Raw genomic sequence first — 18,623 nt, 5'->3', positions numbered from 1 at the left:
CCAATGCATTGCGCTCCGTAGCGACCACGCGATAGCTTCGGGATCAGTCCAAATCCGCAACGCACTCGATGCCGGCCAAAGGGGGATGTGTCAGTGACCTTAAAGGCATTGTCGCCAGAGGAACGTTCCGATGCCTTGGAGAAGGCAGCGAGAGCCCGGGCACGGCGGGCTCTCGCGAAGGAACAGCTCAGGAGCGGCGAACTCGGCTTTGCGGGGTTGATCAAGTCGGCACAAACCGACGAGGCAATCGCCCGCATGCGCGTTTCCGAGCTCATCGAGGCTGTTCCCGGCATTGGTCCGGTCCGGGCCGCGGCCATCATGGCGGAAATCGGCATCGCCCCTTCGCGAAGGCTCCGGGGCCTGGGAATTCACCAGTCCCGGTCGCTGATAGATTTTATGGAAGACAAATACAGCGTTTAAACGAATACAGCGTTTAACAAATGCAGCGTATATAGAATCTCCACGAAGGACGATGTGAGCAAGAATCCGGGACTGACTGTCCTCGCAGGCCCCACTGCCGTTGGCAAGGGAACAGTATCCACGTATATCCGGGACAATTACCCCGAAGTCTGGCTGTCGGTTTCAGCCACCACCCGTGCGCCGCGGCCGGGGGAGCAAGATGGTGTCCACTACTACTTCAAGTCCGCCGAAGAATTCGACGCACTCGTTGACGCCGGGCAATTGCTTGAGTGGGCGGTCGTCCATGGTAAAAACCGTTACGGCACGCTGCGCAGCACCGTGGACGCGGCCATCGCCGAAGGCAGGTCCGTGCTGTTGGAGATCGATTTGCAGGGCGCCCGCCAGGTCAAGGCGGCAGTTCCGGACGCCAACTTCGTGTTCCTGGCTCCGCCCAGCTGGGACGAAATGGTGCGCCGCCTGGTAGGGCGCGGCACCGAAACCCCGGAGGAACAGCAGCGGCGGCTGGAAACCGCTAAACTGGAACTTGCCGCTGAACCGGAGTTTGACCACACCGTCATCAATGACGACGTACGCCGGGCAGCGGACGAGCTTGTTTCACTCATGGGGCTTACCCCGCACCAGCGCTAAGCGCTAGCACTTGTCAGCCCGTTAGAATTTGGAGATTTCGTGTCCACGAACCTTGAAGGCATCATCAACCCGCCGATCGATTCGCTGCTTGCTGCTGCCGATTCGAAGTACGGCCTGGTGATTTTCGGCGCCAAGCGCGCGCGCCAGATCAACGCCTACTACGCACAGCTCCACGAGGGCCTCTTCGAGTACGTTGGCCCGCTGGTCGACACGAAGCTGAACGAAAAGTCGCTTTCCATCGCCTTGCGCGAGATCAACGAAGGCCTGCTGGTTTCCACTCCCATCGAGCCCGCAGAGTAAACAGACTGCCTGTTGACGGAGGTCACGTGCGCATAGTCCTCGGAGTCGGGGGAGGGATCGCAGCCTACAAGGTTGCATCGCTCCTCCGGCTTTTTACTGAAGCCGGACACAACGTGACGGTCATTCCCACGGAGGCCGCCAACCGCTTTGTCGGCGTGGCCACCTGGGAAGCGCTCTCGGGCAATCCTGTGAGCAACAGCGTCTTCGACGACGTAGAGAAGGTCAACCACGTCCGTCTCGGCCATGAGGCGGACCTCATTGTGGTGGCCCCGGCAACTGCCGACCTGCTGGCCAAGGCAGCAACCGGCCAAGCGGGGGACTTGCTCACCAACACGCTCCTCATGGCCCATGGCCCGGTACTTTTCGCCCCCGCGATGCACACCGAAATGTGGCAGAACCAGGCCACCCAGGCGAATGTGGAAACGTTGCGCAGCCGGGGCATCACTGTCCTGGAACCCGCTGTGGGCCGGCTGACGGGCGTGGACTCCGGGCCGGGCAGGCTGCCCGAACCGGAAGCGATCTTCGCAGCCGCGGTGGCTCTGCTCGACGCCTCCGCACCCGCAACCCTGATGGCGGCCCCGCAACCCCTCGCCGGGCGCACCATCACCATTTCTGCCGGAGGCACCAGGGAAGCCCTTGATCCGGTCCGTTTCCTGGGGAACAGGTCTTCAGGCAAGCAGGGTGTTGCGCTGGCCGCCGCGGCCCTTGCCGCAGGTGCCCATGTCAGGTTCCTCGCTGCCCACATGGATGTCCAGGCGCCGGCCGGGGTCGAACTGGTCCAGGTGGAATCCGCATTGGAGCTCCGTGACGCCGCGCTGGAAGCCGCCGCCGGCTCCGACGTCGTGATCATGGCCGCAGCAGTCGCAGACTTCCGCCCGGCCGAGGTTTCGGACACGAAAATCAAGAAGGTCAACGGCGATGACGCCCCGGTGGTGCGCCTCGTGCAGAACCCGGACATCCTGCATGAACTGGTGGTGCACCGCGACGCCGAGGCATCCACGCAGTTGATCGTCGGGTTTGCGGCCGAAACCGGGGACGAGGACGGGAACGTCCTGGAGCACGCCACTGCCAAGCTCAAACGCAAAGGCTGCGACCTTTTGGTGGTCAACCAGGTCGGCGTCGGGCGCGTGTTTGGCCAAGACCAGAATTCTGTGATCATTCTCTCCGGCCATGGCGCGGCCCCGCAATCGGCGGCGGGTTCCAAATCCGACGTCGCCGCCGCTGTTATTGACCGCATCAGCACTGAACTGAGCCGCGTACACCCGGCCCCCTAGCCATCGGGTGACACTCATTCCGCAGCTGGTCCATCCTTAGCACAGGGACATTCGGCGGAAGCCGGTCGCCCCCAACCGAGTAAGGTAGTCGAGTGACTTTACCGCTGCACCATGAATCCCACGGCACCCCGTCCAAGCTCCGGCTCTTCACCTCAGAGTCGGTCACGGAAGGGCACCCGGACAAGATCTGCGACCAGATCAGCGACGCCATCCTCGACGCGCTCCTGGCGGCAGACCCCGAGTCGCGCGTGGCCGTTGAAACCATGGCGACCACCGGCTTGGTGCACGTAGCCGGTGAAGTCACCACGGACGCGTATGTTGAAATCCCGCAGATCGTCCGCGAGACCATCCTCGGAATCGGTTACGACTCGTCCGCCAACGGCTTCGACGGCGCACGGTGCGGCGTGTCTGTCTCCATCGGACAGCAGTCCAACGACATCGCCGGCGGCGTCTTCAATTCGCTCGAAGCCCGCGAAGGCCGCCAGGAGGACGACTACGACCTCCAGGGCGCCGGTGACCAGGGCATCATGTTCGGCTACGCGAGCGATGAGACACCCTCGTACATGCCGACGCCCATTTGGCTCGCCCACCGGCTCTCCGAGCGTCTCACCGAAGTCCGCAAGAACGGCGAGCTGGCCTACTTGCGCCCTGACGGCAAGACCCAGGTGACGGTCGGCTACGACCGCGACCGTCCGGTTTCCGTTGAAACGGTGGTGATTTCCAGCCAGCACGCCGAAGGGACCCACCTGGATCGCTTGCGCGCCGATCTTGCCTCCCACGTCATCGATCCCGTCCTGGCTGCGGCCAATCTGGACATCTCCCACGTCGCGAATATCCTGAATCCTGCCGGCGCCTTCGTCATCGGCGGCCCCGTCGGCGACGCTGGGCTGACCGGCCGCAAGATCATCGTCGACACCTACGGCGGCATGGCCCGCCACGGCGGCGGCGCCTTCTCCGGCAAGGACCCGTCCAAGGTGGACCGTTCGGCGGCCTACGCGATGCGCTGGGTAGCGAAGAACGTCGTGGCCGCTGGTTTGGCCAAGAGGGCCGAAATCCAGATCGCCTACGCCATCGGCCAGGCGCGTCCGGTGGGCACCTACGTGGAGACCTTCGGTACTGAGACTGTGGACCCGGCCAAGATCAGCGAAGCGATTGCCGAGATCTTCGACCTCCGTCCGCGCGCCATCATCGACGCCCTCGACCTCAAGCGGCCCATCTACGCCAAGACGGCGGCGCATGGGCACTTCGGCCGCGAAGAGCCCGACTTCACGTGGGAACGCCTGGACCGCGTGGACGAGCTGAAGGAATTCTTCAACGCCTGAACCGGCTTGCCCGTGACAGTCGGTGCCGGCCGCGAGCCGGGTGCCATACCGGACATTGTCGGTGGTACCTGCTTGGATTGGACCAAGGCATCCGGCACTCCAGGGAGGTGACAACATGGGCGATGGTTCATTGCTTCCGTTTGCCCTTTCCTTGCCTTCGCCGTCCCATCAGCCGTCGTTGTTGCAAGGCTTCCCTTCCCGCGGGAGCGACGCCGTGGGGCCACCCCTTGCCGCGGGCAATCCGGTGGCACGGGTCCTGATCGAATCCTCCTTGCCGCATCTGGACAGGCCCTTTGACTACAGCGTCCCGGCCGAGTTGGAGGACACCGCCCTGGCAGGCGTCCGGGTCAAAGTCCGCTTCAGCGGCCAGGAACTCAACGGCTACGTCCTGGAGCGCGTGGAATCGTCGGAAGCCGGACATTCCCTGACTCCGCTTCTCAAGGTAGTTTCAGCGGTTCCGGTGCTGACTCCGGCGTTGCTGGAGCTTGCCTCGAGCGTCGCGGCCCGCTACGCCGGGACCCTCAGCGATGTCCTCCGCACCGCCATTCCTCCCCGCGTCGCGCGGCTGGAGAAACTGTTCCTCTCCGGAGATCCCCTGCTGGATGGGCCGGAGGAAGACAATGCGGCTGCCGAGGTCTCCACCTCGCGGGCCCACGCCGCCTGGGCTTCCTACGCCAACGGAGCACCGTACTTGCAACACCTCGCCGGGGGTGGCTCACCCCGGGCGGTCCTGACTGCGACGCAGGGTTTCGGCACAGCCGGCTGGCCTGAACTTGTGGCGTCCGCGGTGGCGGCCGTCCGCTCCTCCGGGCGCGGCGCCGTCGTCGTCGTGCCCGACTACCGTGACCTCGACCGCATGGAAGCTGCCCTGCGCGCTGTCCTGCCGCCGGGCGACGTCGCGCGGTTGACTGCCGACGACGGCCAGACACCGCGGTACCGTAGTTACCTTCGGCTCCTCGGCGGCGCCGCGAAGGTTGCGGTCGGCACTCGATCCGCTGCCTACGCTCCCGTGCAGGACCTGGGACTCGTGGTGTGCTGGGACGACGGCGACGACCTGCACATTGACCAGCGCGCTCCGTACGCGCACACCAGGGAAGTCCTGCTCTTGCGTGCCGAGCAGGAAGCGGCCGCTTGCCTCATGGCCGCGCATAGCCGCAGTACCGAACTTCAGCGCCTTGTTGAGGGCGGTTGGGCCGTTCCGGTGGAGGCTCCCCGGCCGGTGGTCCGCTCCAGCACGCCCCGGGTGCTCAATACAGCTGACAGCTTCGAGCAGGAGCGCGACCCTCTCGCCAGGATTGCACGTTTGCCCGGCGCGGCCTGGCGGGCCGCCAAGGAGGGCCTGGAACGAGGACCTGTCCTGGTGCAGGTGGCCCGGGCCGGCTATGCCCCATCCCTTGTGTGCGAGGATTGCCGCGAGTCCGCCCGGTGCAACAACTGCCAGGGACCTCTTGCCATAGCCGGACAATCGGCCTTGCCGCAGTGCCGCTGGTGCTCCACCCCGGCCCCGGAGTGGCGCTGCCGGCATTGCGGCGGAGTCCGTCTTCGCAGGGGTGCCGCGGGTGTGCTGCGGACCGCGGAAGAACTGGGCAGGGCTTTTCCCGGCAAGGCCGTCGTAACGTCGTCGGGAGACCAGGTCAAGGCCGCGGTGTCGGATGCCCATGCACTGGTGGTTGCCACCGTGGGGGCTGAGCCGATCGCCAGCGGCGGCTACGCGGCCGCGCTGCTCCTGGATGGCAATTCGCTCCTGCGCCGGGAGAACCTGCGCGCCGGTGAGGACACCGTGCGGCGATGGTTCAATGCGGCAGCCCTCGTGCGGCCCGCGCATGAGGGCGGGCTCGTCGTCATCACCGCGGACGACGCCACGGCGACCGGTGCCCTGTTGCGCTGGGATCCTGCCGGATATGCCTCCCGTGAGCTCGCGCTGCGGCAGGAACTCCAATTGCCGCCCTCCGTGCGGATCGCCTCCGTGACGGGCAAGCGGGCCGACGTCGTGCACTTCACCGAAAGCCTTGCCGAAACCATCAAGCTCCGCACCGTTGGCCCCGCGCCGGTCTCCCTCACGCTGTCCACCAAGCGCGGAGCAGAACAAGAGGGCGATCCGGACGTCCGGACGCTCTTCTTCATCCCTTATGCCCAAGCAGCTGTTGCCACCCGTTCCATGCGTGCAGTCAAAGCTGCCAGTGCGGCCAAGCGCACGTCGGGACCGGTGCAGTTGCGGCTCGACGGCGTCGACGTCCTCTAGCGCCGCTTGCGGCTGCGCATCGCAACGATCTCTTCGGCCACGGCCAGAAGCTGGCGCGCCGACTCGTCCCAATTGAAATCAGCCGCACGTTCCACAGAGCGGCGTGAGCGCACCTGCCACAATTCGCCGTCTTCAAGGGCCTTGACCGCCGCGGCAAATTCCTCGGGCGATTCGGCGTTCACATAGCTCACGGCGTCCCCGCCCACCTCCCGGAAGATGGGGGTGTCGCTGGCGATCACGGGAGTGCCAAGGGCCATCGCCTCGACCAGGGGAAGCCCGTAGCCTTCCGCCTTGGACAAGCTGACAAGCGCGGTGGCCCGGAGCAGGAGGGAGTCGTATTCGGCGTCCGTCACGCCGTTGTGGAACTCGACCTTCGCACCCGGCGGGACCAGGGGCTCCAGCTCGGCCCGGCGCTGGGGGGTGATCCTGCTGAGAAGGTGCAGCGTGAATCCGGGCAATCCGGCCATGCCCTGGATCATGGTTTCCACATTTTTGTAGGGCATGAACGAGCCCATGTAGAGCAGGGATTTCTCGGCGCCGGCCGCGGGATCCCGCGGCTTCTGGCCCGGCTGCGGTGCGTTGCCCACGATGCGGACCGGGCGGCGGGTCAAATTGAACTTGGCCATGAGCGACTCGGTGGTGTGGCTGATGGTCGCGACGATGTCGGCCCTGTTGAGAAGCAATCGCTGTGGCCAGTAGGCCTTGTGGTACAGCCGCCAAAGGAGACGTACGGGCGCCGGAAGGAAGCCGGGAGGGGCGGGGTGTTCATAGTAGATGAGGTCGTGCAGGGTCAGGACGAGCCCGTACTTGCGGCCCCAGGTTCCCATGGTCTGCATGGGGCAAACCACAACATCGGCCCCGATCTTGTTGACCGCGCGCGCCACGAACAGTTCGCGGGGGGAGAGCGGGCTGCTGATGTGAACGTAGGGGACATCCGGGAGGAGTGCCAACTGGCGCTTGTCGCTGATGAGCATCGTGACGTCGGCTATCTTGGACGTCGCTGCTATGAGGCTCGATCCGTAGCGGCTGATCCCGTCATGATGGTCCGTGCGGGTAAAGCGGGCATCTATGACGATTTTCACGCGGGGTGTTCCTCCAGGAAGCTGCGGATGGCGGCGGCGGCGGGCGCCGGCGTCTCGTAGTGGATCAAATGCCCGACGTCGGGAATCACTTCCAGCGCGCCGTCCGGCAACAGGTCCAGCAGCTTGTGCTGGTCCCGGAGCAGGGCGATCTCGTCTTTTTCGCCGGCCACCAGCAGAACGGGGAGGTCCAGCTGCCCGGCGACCTCGGACACATGGCTGGAGACCGAAGCCCGGAAGGACTCCAGGAGGCTCGCGCGGTCGGCGAACGCCGAGAAGTACGCATCATGCTGGCCATGGACAAAGCCCCGGAGTTCCTTGTCCCGGGTCTTGGCCATCGCTGCGCTCATGACACGGACAATCAGGCGGCTGCGCAGGACGGCGAGTCCCAGCCGGCGGGGGAGCTTGGCGGAGACCTGGTAGTACAGGACTGCCAGCTTGGTCATGAGCCCCTTGGGCCCCGCCAACGCGGGAGCGGCGATCGGATTGACCAGGATCAGCGGACGGATGGCGCCCGGATTCGATGCGGCGAAGTGGCTGGCAACGATGGATCCGAAGGAATGCCCCAGGAGAACCGTGTCCGGTCCGAGGCCAAGGGCCGCCATGAAACCGGTGATGAACTTCCCGTAGCGTTCCACAGTGTGGGGGTCTCCGGCGAAAGGCTCCGAGCTGCCAAAGCCGGGAAGGTCGGGCATGATGACCCGCATTTCCGGCAGGTGGTCTACTACGCGGAGGAGGCCGTGGTGGTCGCCGCGGAAACCGTGGATGACCAGTATGGTCCGGGTATCCGCGGTCACCGTGACCGGTTCGTAGCACCAATAGGCGACGTTGCTGCCGTCGAGGTCGATGTCTGAGGCACTCGTCCGCGCGGCCAGGGCCTTGCTGAAGAACTCCCGTGGGGAGGCAGGCACGGGTTCGGGGGAGTGGTTTGTGTCCACTTGTTCCATTCGGCAGGTCCTAGTTGACGTTGTCCGGGTGTGACCCGGTGCGGTGGTGGCGTTCGAGTGCGGCCAGGCCATCCATGTCGTCGGCATCAAGCTCGAAGCCGAAGACGTCGAAGTTCTCCTGGATGCGTGCCGCGGTGCTCGCTTTGGGGATGACGATGTTTCCCAGCTGGAGGTGCCAGCGGATGATGATTTGCGCGGGTGTCTTTCCGTACTTGTCCGCGAGTGCACGGACGGCCGGATCCTGGAGGACCTGGCCCCGGCCCAGAGGGCTCCACGCCTCGGTGCGGATGCGCAGCTGCTCGTGGAGCGTGCGGAGCCGGGTCTGCTGCAACCACGGGTGCAATTCAATCTGGTTCACGGCTGGAACCACTTCGGCTTTTTCCATGAGTGCCTCGAGATGGGCCGGCTGGAAGTTGGAGACTCCGATCGCGCGCACGCGGCCTTCGCGGTACAGGGTTTCCATGGCGCGGTAGCTCTCCTGGAACAAGCCGCGCCCCGCGCACGGCCAATGGATGAGGTACAGGTCGACGTAGTCGAGGCCCAGATTGGCCATGGAGGAATCGAAGGCGCGCAGCGTGGAGTCGTAGCCTTGGTCGTCGTTCCAGAGCTTGGTGGTGACAAAAACGTCTTCGCGGGAGAGTCCGTGAGTGCCCTCCCCGGAGCCTCCCGTGTTGCTGTCCACTCCCGGCGGGGATATCACAGCACTGCCGATGCCGCGGCCGACGCCGGTTTCATTCCCATACATTGCGGCTGTGTCGAAATGCCTGTAGCCGGCGCCTAGCGCAGTGGCGACCAAAGACGTGGTTTCCGTCGGGGGCACCTTGTAGAGCCCGAACCCCAACTGGTCAATCAAGACACCGTTGTTGAGATTGAGCCGAGGCGAGGGTTTCATAGCCAAGACTCTACCTACCTCGATGCCGGGAATGTTTCAGGGTCCTTCAGTTTTTCAGGACGGGCTGCCGAAACTGACCAGGTGCTTCGCTGTGGCCTCGTCCAGGATCAGATCCGTTGCCAGCCCCGCTTCAAGGGCTCCGCGCAGCCCGTTGATCTTGGAGGCACCCGAGACGACACAAATGCGGCGGCGGACCTGCCGCAATTGCTCGTGGCTTGGGCCGGTGGACCGCTCGTTGAGGGTGATGCCGTCGGAGGAGCCGTCGGCACGGAAGAAGACGGTGGCAACATCGCCCACGACGTCCAAGCTGGCAAGCAGGTTCAAGTCTGTTTCATCGAGGTAGCCGCCTGCGTAGACGTGGCTGGGGTAGTCCGAATGCACCGAGCCGACACCGAAGATGGCGATGCTCATCCTGGCCTGGAGGTCGAGCACGCGCTGGACGCTGCGCTCATTCCACATGGCGGTCTTCGTGGCGGCGTGGTCGAAGAAAGCGGGCACCGGGAACTGTTCCACCCGCGCCCCGTAGGCGATGCCGAAACGACGCATGATGTCGCTGGCATAGGTGATGCCGGTGGTCTGCATGTTGCCGGCGCCGTTGAGCTGCACGATAGTGCTGCCGTGCGTGATCTTGCGGGTCAGGTGCCTGCTGACGGCGCTGATGGTCGCACCCCAGGCCACTCCGATGATGGCGTTGGAATCGACGAGGGGACCGATGGTGCGTGCGGCCTGCGTCGCCACCCGGTCCAGGGTTTCCGCCTCGTTCAAGGTGTCCAGGACCGGTACCACGTGCACATCGACGCCGTAGTGGCTGCGGATCATGCGCTCCAGTTCGGGGGCGGAATCAAGGGGACTGCGGATCTGGATCTGGACCAGTCCCGATTCGCGGGCCGAGGACAGCAGTCGGGAGACGGTTGAGCGGGAGGTCCGGAGTTCGCGGGCAATGGCGTCCATCGTGAGGTCTTGGAGGTAGTACATCTGAGCCGCCCGAAGGGCCTCTGAATGTCGTGATCGTGGCATCTCGGTTCCGTTCTGCACGTTTGTGCAAATAGCTTGATTTCATTTTCCATTCCTTCGAAGAATAGTTGTGCAAGGTGCGACGTCAAGTGATGCAGCGCATACACCAAAGCCCAAGGGAGCAGTTTTGGGATACACCAGCAATTCCGGTTCCGCAGCAGAATCACCACTCCGGACCTCGGTTTCGGCACTCCGCCAGCGGCCGAAGGCCCAGGTGCTGATCATCGGAGGCGGCATCAACGGCGTCGGAACGTTCCGTGATCTGGCATTGCAAGGCGTGGACGTCGCCCTCGTGGAACGCGGTGACTATTGCCAGGGCGCCAGCGGCGCCTCATCCCACATGATCCACGGCGGCATCCGCTACCTCGAGAACGGGGAATTCCGGCTCGTCCAGGAATCGGTCGTCGAGCGCAACCGGCTGTTGAAGATCGCCCCGCATTACGTCAAGCCGCTGCAGACAACCATCCCCATCTTCAGCACCTTCTCCGGGATACTGTCCGCCCCCACGCGCTTCCTCACGCACAAGCAAGGCAAGCCGAAGGAGCGTGGCGCGTTCCTCATCAAGCTCGGACTGGGCATGTACGACTTCTTCTCCCGCGACGGAGGCAGCGTTCCGCGCCACCAGTTCCGCGGCAGGGAGAGGGCGCTGGCCGAATTGCCGCGGTTGCACCCCGGCATCAAGTACGCAGCCACCTACTTTGACGCGTCCGTGCACAACCCGGAGCGCCTGACGCTCGATGTGCTGCAGGACGGAGAAAAGGCGGGCATCGGTGGCGGCTTACCAGGCGGCAGCGCCCGGGCCAGCAATTACGTCTCCCTCGTTTCGACGGACACCGCCGCTGGTTCCGCCGGCGCTGTGGTGCTGCGCGACGAACTCACGGGCGAGGAATTCAGCTTCCAGGCCGACGTGATCGTCAACACCACCGGCGCCTGGGTGGACCTCACCAACGAGTCAATGGGGGCCGCGAGCCGATTCATGGGCGGAACCAAGGGTTCCCACATTGTCCTGGACCACCCGGAGTTGCTCGCAGCCTGCGGAGGCCGCGAGATCTTCTTCGAACACACGGACGGACGGATCGTCCTGATCTATCCAATGGGTGACCGCGTCCTGGTCGGCACCACCGACGTCGAGGCGGACATGGCCCAGGATGCCGTGTGCACGGAAGCCGAGATCGACTACTTCTTCGACCTCGTCGGACATGTCTTCCCGTCGATCACGGTCGAGCGCAGCCAGATCGTCTACAGCTTCGCCGGCGTCCGACCTCTCCCGCGCCACGACGATACCCAGCCGGGCTTCGTATCCCGCGACTACCGCATCGAGCGAAGCACGCGGGAAGCGTCCGGCGCGGCCGTTGCCCAAGGCGGCAAGGCCGCCGTCGTACTTTCATTGATCGGCGGAAAGTGGACCACTTTCCGGGCCCTTGCCGAACACTTGAGCAACGATGTGCTCCGGGAACTGGGCATGGAGCGAAAGGTTTCGACGGCGAAACTCGCCATCGGCGGCGGCTTGGGTTTCCCGGACAGTGAGGACGGAATCCAGGACTGGGTCAAGAAGCACATGGCGCCCGGCCTCGGTGCCGATCGTGTCAGCGGCCTGCTGACACGTTATGGCACCCGCGCCGAGGACGTCATTGCGTACCTCAAGGCAGGCGAGGACCGGAAGCTCCGGTCCACGGACGAGCTCAGCGTTCGGGAGCTCGAGTTCATGGCCGCCAAGGAACAGATCGGTCACCTCGTGGATGTCCTCATCCGCCGCACTTCGCTGGCCTTCCGGGGCCTCGTGACGGGGGAGCTCCTCAACGAAATCGCCGAGGTCCTCGCAGTCCGGCTCGGCTGGGATGCAGCAAAGCGCGAAGCGGAAATCCATCACGCGCAGGAGGTGCTTCTGCATTTTCATGGCGTGACTGTTCACAGCCTCGTCGCATGAACGTAATGTACGTCACATCAGCTTGATTGTTCGGGGCAAGAAGCCCGGACGCAAGGGTTGCGGTGCTCCGCTCGGCAAAGGAGGGCCGCAACCGGGACGGCGGAAACAGACGCCGGACCAACGGCCCCCACAAAACCTGCAGGGCTGACAACAGAAGAAAATGAGGAGTCAAAGATGTCTCTCGGAATTGTTTTCCTTTCCGAAGTGTTCGGAACCGGCATGCTTACCCTCCTTGGCTGTGGCGTTGTGGCAAACGTCGCGCTCAAGGGCACAAAGGGCAACAATGGCGGATTCCTGATGGTGAATTTTGGCTGGGGCATTGCAGTGTTTGCCGGTGTATACGTGGCGGCCATGTCCGGTGCGCACCTGAATCCGGCAGTGACGCTTGGTCTCTTGGTTGACGGCAAGGCCGAGTTCGCCCCGGGGGTGGCCGTGAGTGCGGCATCCACGTTCACCTACTTCGGTGGAGAACTGCTCGGTGCCTTCCTTGGCGCCGTCTTCGCCTGGCTCGCCCACAAGCAGCACTTCGACGCCGAGCCCTTGGCAGCCAGCAAGCTTGCTGTCTTCTCCACGGGACCGGCCATCCGCTCGTACCCCTGGAACCTCGTCACCGAAATCATCGCCACGTTCGTGCTGGTCTTCGTGATCCTGACCTTCGGAGGCACTCCCTCCGGCCTGGGGCCGCTCGCGGTGGCATTGCTCGTCGTCGGCATCGGCGCTTCGCTCGGCGGCCCGACGGGTTACGCGATCAACCCCGCCCGTGACCTCGGTCCGCGTATCGCCCACGCTATTCTGCCGATCAAGGGCAAGGGTTCCAGCGACTGGGCCTACGCCTGGGTTCCGATCGTGGGCCCGCTCCTGGGTGGAATGATCGCCGGACTCGTCGCCCACTCAATACCGATCATGGCCACGGTCGCCAAGTAGTACACCGCTCAGACACCAATCCCGCATCCACCAAAGCAAGCAGACAAGGACGTCACAATGTCGCAATACGTCATCGCCATTGACCAGGGAACCACCAGCTCGCGTGCCATCGTGTTCAATCACTCCGGCAACATTGTCTCCACGGGCCAGATGGAGCACGAGCAGATCTTTCCCCAGGCCGGTTGGGTAGAGCACAACCCAGTGGAGATCTGGAACAACGTCAGGGAGGTCGTCGGTTCCGCTTTGTCCAAGGCCAACCTGACCAGGCACGACATCGCCGCCGTCGGCATCACCAACCAGCGCGAAACCGCCGTCGTGTGGGACAAGAACACGGGCGAGCCCATCTACAACGCGATCGTCTGGCAGGACACCCGCACACAGTCCATCGTGGACGAACTGGGCCAGGACGGCGGACCCGAGCGGTTCAAGCAAAAGGTCGGCCTGCCCCTGGCTACCTATTTCTCCGGCACCAAGATCAAGTGGATCCTGGACAACGTCGAGGGTGCGCGTGCCAAGGCTGAAGCCGGGGACCTCGTCTTCGGCAACACCGACTGCTGGGTCCTGTGGAACCTGACGGGCGGCGTGGACGGTGGCGTGCACGCCACGGACGTCACCAATGCCTCGCGCACCATGTTCATGGACCTCGACACCTTGCAATGGGACCAGGAGATCCTGGATGCGTTCGGCGTGCCGGCGTCGATGATGCCCGCCATCAAGTCCTCCTCCGAGGTCTACGGAACGGTGCACACCTCGCAGCTGCTGCGCGAAGTGCCGGTCGCAGGCATTCTGGGCGACCAGCAGGCAGCAACGTTCGGCCAAGCGGCGTTCCAGGCAGGCGAAGCCAAGAACACCTACGGCACCGGCTGCTTCCTGATCTTCAACACGGGCGAGGAAATCGTCCACTCGAAGAACGGCCTGCTGACGACGCTCGGATACAAGCTGGGCGACGCCAAACCGCACTACGCCCTCGAAGGTTCCATCGCCGTCACGGGCTCACTGATCCAGTGGCTCCGCGACAACCTCGGCATGATCAGCTCCGCGCCCGAAGTGGAGACGCTGGCTGCCGGCGTCGAGGACAACGGCGGCGTCTACATCGTGCCCGCGTTCTCCGGCCTGTTCGCCCCGTACTGGCGCGCCGACGCCCGCGGTGCCATCGTTGGCCTGACCCGTTTTGCCAACAAGGGCCACATCGCCCGCGCGGCCTTGGAGGCCACCGCCTTCCAGACCCGCGAAGTGCTCGACGCCGTCAACGCGGACTCGGGCGTTCCGCTGACCGAATTGAAGGTCGACGGCGGCATGGTGGCCAACGAGGCGCTCATGCAGTTCCAGGCAGACATCCTGGGCGTGCCCGTGGTCCGTCCGAAGGTCGTGGAGACCACGGCCCTGGGTGCCGCCTACGCAGCGGGCCTCGCCGTCGGCTTCTGGAAGGACCTCGGCGAACTCAGCTCGAACTGGGGCGAGGACAAGCGCTGGGAGCCGCAGCTGGACGGCGCCGAGCGTGACCGCCAGATGCGCCTCTGGAAGAAGGCAGTGACCAAGTCCATGGATTGGGTGGACGAGGACGTTAAGTAGGCCTCACCTCGGTTGAGGGAGGCCGCCTCACGTAAGCTAGGGGCCGCCTCGCCTGTTTCGATGGGGCGGCCCCTGCCCCGCCCGCCGAGTTAGTCCTACTCGCCCCGAAAGGGGCCGGTAACTCCCGCCCGCCCGCTTCACGGTGCCCACCACACCATGGCGGGGAGTCACCGGCCCCTTTTCTAGTGCGCTGCTCACCGGCGCGATGTGCGGCGTCTGTTGCGTGTTTGCACACTACACATAACAAAGCGGTAAGGTGGCTTTATGCGTGCGATCCTTCTGCTTAGCTAGCCGCCCGGTATACGTCGATTTAGACCATCGCGAACCGAGCGGCCGCCCCTCCTTGCCGAGGGGCTTTTGTGTGTCCGGGACCTTCCGGGACCCGGAGCAGGAGGCAAAACCGTCATGGAAGAACAGAAGAGGGCAGCAGTGAGCGTTCAGCCGGAGACAGAAACCGGAGCACAGTCAACAGTGGCAGGCGAGGTGCCCGAGGAGGGTGTCTACAGCTTCGCCTCGATGGAGGCCAAGTGGCCGCAGGTCTGGGAGGACCTCAAAGTCTTCACTCCTGTCGACGACGGCTCCCGCGAGCGGCGCTATGTCCTGGACATGTTCCCCTACCCTTCGGGCGACCTCCACATGGGCCACGCCGAGGCCTTCGCGATGGGCGACGTCGTGGCGCGGTACCTCCGCCAGAAGGGTTTCGACGTCCTGCACCCCATCGGCTGGGACTCCTTTGGCCTGCCCGCGGAGAACGCCGCCATCAAGCGCAACGCACACCCCAGCGAGTGGACGTACGCCAACATCGACACGCAGGCTGCATCATTCAAGCGTTACGCGATTTCTGCCGACTGGTCCCGCCGGCTGCACACTTCCGACCCGGAGTACTACCGCTGGACGCAGTGGCTGTTCAAGCGCTTCTACGAGCGCGGGCTGGCCTACCGCAAGGATTCCCCGGTCAACTGGTGCCCGAAGGACCTGACCGTCCTGGCCAACGAGCAGGTCGTCAACGGCGCGTGCGAACGCTGTGGGACCCCTGTCACGAAGAAGTCCCTGAACCAGTGGTACTTCAAGATCACCGACTACGCCGACCGCTTGCTGAACGACATGTCCGAACTCCAGGGGCGCTGGCCCGAGCGCGTCCTGGCAATGCAGCGCAACTGGATCGGCCGCTCCGAGGGCGCCCACGTGCGGTTCGCCATCGAAGCCACGGATGGCCGCGCCGAGCGCGAAGTCACCGTCTTCACCACGCGCCCGGACACCTTGTACGGTGCAACGTTCTTCGTCGTCGCCGCGGATGCGCACCTGGCGCTGGACCTGGTCACGCCCGAACACCACGACTCCCTCATGGCTTACCGCGAGAAGGTCAAGGCGCTGTCGGACATCGAGCGCCAGTCGACTGAGCGCGAGAAGACCGGTGTGTTCACCGGCCGCTACGCCATCAACCCGCTCAATGGCGAAAGACTGCCGGTGTGGGCGGCCGACTACGTGCTCGCCGACTACGGCACGGGCGCCATCATGGCCGTACCCGCGCACGACCAGCGCGACCTCGACTTCGCCCGCGCCTTTGACCTGCCGGTGCGCCCGGTCCTGAACACCGGCGGTGAAGACCCGGCGGAGACCGGCATTGCGACCGCCGGCGAGGGCACCTTGATGAACTCCGGCGAACTGGACGGATTGTCCAAGGCCGAAGCCATCCCCGCAGCCATCGACATCCTGGAGAAGTTGGGCACAGGGGAGAAGTTCGTCAACTTCCGCCTGCGCGACTGGCTCCTGAGCCGCCAGCGCTTCTGGGGTACCCCGATCCCCATCATCCACTGCGCCGAATGCGGCGAGGTGCCGGTGCCGGACGATCAGCTGCCGGTCCGTCTGCCCGAAAACCTGCGCGGCGAGGCACTCTCGCCACGCGGAACGTCTCCACTCGCCGCGGCACTCGAATGGGTCAACGTCGAGTGCCCGAACTGCGGACGGGCCGCCCAGCGCGACACGGACACCATGGACACGTTCGTTGACTCCTCCTGGTACTTCCTGCGCTTCGTTTCCCCGCACTACACCGAGGGACCGTTCGATCCGGCCAAGATCAATGACTGGATGCCGGTCGGCCAGTACGTGGGCGGCGTGGAGCACGCCATCCTGCACTTGCTGTATGCGCGCTTCTTCACCAAGGTCATCCACGACATGGGCATGCTCGACGCGGACGAACCCTTCAGCGCCCTGCTTAACCAGGGGCAGGTCCTCAACGGCGGCAAGGCCATGAGCAAGTCACTGGGCAACGGCGTGGATCTTGGCGAGCAACTCGACAAGTTCGGCGTCGATGCAGTCCGTTTGACCATGGTCTTTGCCTCCCCGCCTGAGGACGACGTCGACTGGGCTGATGTGTCGCCGTCGGGCTCCGCAAAGTTCCTTGCCCGCGCCTGGCGCCTTGGCCAGGACGTCACGAGCGAGCCCGGCGTCGATGTCTCCACTGGTGACCGCGCGCTGCGCACCGTCACCCACAGGACCATCGCCGACGCCGCTGAGCTGTTGGACAACAACAAGTTCAACGTCGTGGTGGCCAAGCTGATGGAGCTGGTCAACGCGACCCGCAAGACCATCGACTCCGGTGCCGGTGGCGCAGACCCCGCCGTTCGTGAAGCCGTCGAAGCCGTGGCGGTCATCCTGAGCCTCTTCGCGCCGTACACGGCCGAGGACCTGTGGAACCAGCTGGGCCACCCGGCCTCGGTGGCGAACGCCGGCTGGCCCTCCCACGATGCCTCGCTTCTTGTCCAGGACACTGTGACGGCCGTGGTGCAGGTGCAGGGCAAGGTCCGTGACCGCTTGGACGTTTCGCCGGACATCAGTGAGGACGCCCTGCGCGAGCTCGCCCTGGCCAGCGAGAACGTGCAGCGTGCACTCGATGGCCGCGGCATCCGTACCGTGATCGTGCGCGCGCCTAAACTGGTGAACATCGTCCCGGCCTAGCCGGGAAAACGGCCGCCGGCGCTTGTCGGCGGCCGGCCACCAGCTCCAGGAGGCTCCCTTGACGGACCGCGAACCACCCGCATGGTTGTGGCTCAAGGAACGTTTGGCCCGCCTGCGTCAGTCCACGACGCCGGGCCGCGCCGGAACTGAGCCGGCGCCCGCCGTCGTGCGCACCGCCGTCGTTACCGACTCGGCTGCCGCTCTCCCTGCCGAGTGGGTCAAGGCGTTCGTTGCCGACGGCCGCCTCGCCGTCGTGCCGATGCCAGTCATGGTGGGCGAGGAGATCTACGGCGAGGGGGAGGACGACATCACCCAGACGCTCGCGCTTGCACTGGCCGCGGGATCGTCCGTGAAGACGTCCAGGCCCTCACCGGGCCAGTTCGAACAGGCTTATCTCGCCGCCCGGGACCGCGGTTTCGAAGCCGTCGTCTCCATCCACATTTCCGCAGGGCTGTCCGGCACCGCCGATGCAGCCATGATGGCCGCTGATCGTGTCTCGATCCCCGTCGAAGTCATTGACTCCCGCACTGTGGGAATGGCCCAAGGCATGGGCGTCCAAAGCGCGCTGGTTGCCGCCGCAGACGGCCGTTCGGCGGCCGAAGTCCGGCACTTCGCCGAGGAGCGATTGGCCCGCACCAAGGTCTATTTCTATGTGCCGAGCCTCGAGCAGCTGCGTCGCGGCGGACGGATCGGCACCGCCGCATCCTGGCTTGGGACGATGCTGTCCATCAAGCCGATCCTCGCGGTCGACGGCGGCAAGATCGTACCGCTCGAGAAGGTGCGCTCGGCTGCGAAGGCCGTCGCGCGGCTCGAAGAAATCGTTGCAGCGGATGTTAGTGCCCGGCCTGCAGGGCAATCGCGGCTCGCCGTGCATCACTTTGGGAACCTGACGGAGGCAGAGCGCCTCGCGGCCCGGCTGGGAGAGAAATGCCCCGGTTGCCCGCCACCGCAGCTCAGCGCCCTGCCCGCGGTTCTCGCGGCCCACGCCGGGCTCGGGGTCCTGGCGGTGGTTGTCGGGGAGAGCAGCACGCCTGGCGCCATGACGCCCCTGCGCGACGGCGCGGAAGCTGGGACGGATTAAGCGAACACGACGACGTGCCAGCCGCAAGTGCGGTCAGGCTGCTC

General features: G+C 65.0%; 15 protein-coding genes. 11 read left to right on the top strand and 4 right to left on the bottom strand.

The genetic code is table 11. The features are described from left to right. The first annotated feature begins 93 nt into the window (after nt 1-93). The 6 genes from mihF (at nt 94) to QRN45_RS08485 (ending at nt 6,185) form a co-directional block, all read left to right on the top strand. Nucleotides 94-420, top strand: coding sequence for an integration host factor, actinobacterial type (gene mihF, locus QRN45_RS08510; RefSeq protein WP_284762964.1), 327 nt, complete (start codon nt 94-96; stop codon nt 418-420). 54 nt (nt 421-474) lie between these two features. Next, nucleotides 475-1,047 carry a guanylate kinase gene (gmk, locus tag QRN45_RS08505; protein WP_078109002.1) on the top strand — a complete coding sequence of 191 codons (573 nt, stop codon included), beginning with the start codon at nt 475-477 and terminating at the stop codon, nt 1,045-1,047. A 39-nt stretch (nt 1,048-1,086) separates the two neighbouring features. Further along, nucleotides 1,087-1,347: a DNA-directed RNA polymerase subunit omega gene (rpoZ, locus tag QRN45_RS08500; RefSeq protein ID WP_078109003.1), complete on the top strand. Its 261-nt coding sequence runs from the start codon at nt 1,087-1,089 to the stop codon at nt 1,345-1,347. 26 nt (nt 1,348-1,373) lie between these two features. Next, nucleotides 1,374-2,621: a bifunctional phosphopantothenoylcysteine decarboxylase/phosphopantothenate--cysteine ligase CoaBC gene (coaBC, locus tag QRN45_RS08495; RefSeq protein WP_284762963.1), complete on the top strand. Its 1,248-nt coding sequence runs from the start codon at nt 1,374-1,376 to the stop codon at nt 2,619-2,621. Nucleotides 2,622-2,713: 92 nt separating this feature from the next. Continuing rightward, nucleotides 2,714-3,943, top strand: a complete 1,230-nt coding sequence (gene metK, locus QRN45_RS08490) for a methionine adenosyltransferase (protein ID WP_241709962.1) — start codon at nt 2,714-2,716, stop codon at nt 3,941-3,943. Between the two features lie 115 nt (nt 3,944-4,058). Beyond that, nucleotides 4,059-6,185, top strand: coding sequence for a primosomal protein N' (locus tag QRN45_RS08485; protein ID WP_284762962.1), 2,127 nt, complete (start codon nt 4,059-4,061; stop codon nt 6,183-6,185). On the opposite strand, the gene QRN45_RS08480 is transcribed toward QRN45_RS08485, so the two are convergent. The 4 genes from QRN45_RS08480 to QRN45_RS08465 are packed head-to-tail and all read right to left on the bottom strand — an operon-like array spanning nt 6,182 to nt 10,120. Next, complete coding sequence (locus QRN45_RS08480) at nt 6,182-7,267, bottom strand: glycosyltransferase family 4 protein (protein WP_284762961.1); 1,086 nt, start codon at nt 7,265-7,267, stop codon at nt 6,182-6,184. The genes QRN45_RS08485 and QRN45_RS08480 overlap by 4 nt on opposite strands. Continuing rightward, nucleotides 7,264-8,211, bottom strand: coding sequence for an alpha/beta fold hydrolase (locus QRN45_RS08475; RefSeq protein WP_264636442.1), 948 nt, complete (start codon nt 8,209-8,211; stop codon nt 7,264-7,266). The genes QRN45_RS08480 and QRN45_RS08475 overlap by 4 nt, the downstream gene beginning before the upstream one ends. A 10-nt stretch (nt 8,212-8,221) precedes the next feature. Then, nucleotides 8,222-9,103, bottom strand: a complete 882-nt coding sequence (locus tag QRN45_RS08470; RefSeq protein ID WP_264636443.1) for an aldo/keto reductase — start codon at nt 9,101-9,103, stop codon at nt 8,222-8,224. Between the two features lie 54 nt (nt 9,104-9,157). Then, nucleotides 9,158-10,120 carry a sugar-binding transcriptional regulator gene (locus tag QRN45_RS08465; protein WP_264636444.1) on the bottom strand — a complete coding sequence of 321 codons (963 nt, stop codon included), beginning with the start codon at nt 10,118-10,120 and terminating at the stop codon, nt 9,158-9,160. Nucleotides 10,121-10,244: 124 nt separating this feature from the next. Between QRN45_RS08465 and QRN45_RS08460 the strand changes: the two genes are divergently transcribed. The 5 genes from QRN45_RS08460 (at nt 10,245) to QRN45_RS08440 (ending at nt 18,579) form a co-directional block, all read left to right on the top strand. Beyond that, complete coding sequence (locus QRN45_RS08460; protein ID WP_264636445.1) at nt 10,245-12,044, top strand: glycerol-3-phosphate dehydrogenase/oxidase; 1,800 nt, start codon at nt 10,245-10,247, stop codon at nt 12,042-12,044. A 174-nt stretch (nt 12,045-12,218) separates the two neighbouring features. Further along, nucleotides 12,219-12,968, top strand: a complete 750-nt coding sequence (locus tag QRN45_RS08455) for an MIP/aquaporin family protein (protein WP_078109011.1) — start codon at nt 12,219-12,221, stop codon at nt 12,966-12,968. A gap of 57 nt (nt 12,969-13,025) precedes the next feature. Beyond that, nucleotides 13,026-14,540, top strand: coding sequence for a glycerol kinase GlpK (gene glpK / locus QRN45_RS08450; protein WP_264636446.1), 1,515 nt, complete (start codon nt 13,026-13,028; stop codon nt 14,538-14,540). A 429-nt stretch (nt 14,541-14,969) separates the two neighbouring features. Further along, a complete protein-coding gene (gene leuS / locus QRN45_RS08445) occupies nt 14,970-17,498 on the top strand; it encodes a leucine--tRNA ligase (RefSeq protein WP_264637955.1) in 2,529 nt (842 codons plus the stop codon). A gap of 58 nt (nt 17,499-17,556) precedes the next feature. Continuing rightward, nucleotides 17,557-18,579, top strand: a complete 1,023-nt coding sequence (locus tag QRN45_RS08440) for a DegV family protein (protein ID WP_284762960.1) — start codon at nt 17,557-17,559, stop codon at nt 18,577-18,579. Nucleotides 18,580-18,623: the final 44 nt, after the last annotated feature.

Origin of the sequence: Arthrobacter sp. efr-133-R2A-63 (genome assembly GCF_030209795.1) — a bacterium.
GTDB classification, from domain to species: domain Bacteria; phylum Actinomycetota; class Actinomycetes; order Actinomycetales; family Micrococcaceae; genus Arthrobacter; species Arthrobacter bambusae_A.
Note: the sequence above shows the minus strand (reverse complement) of the source record. Positions and strands in the feature narration are given on the sequence as shown.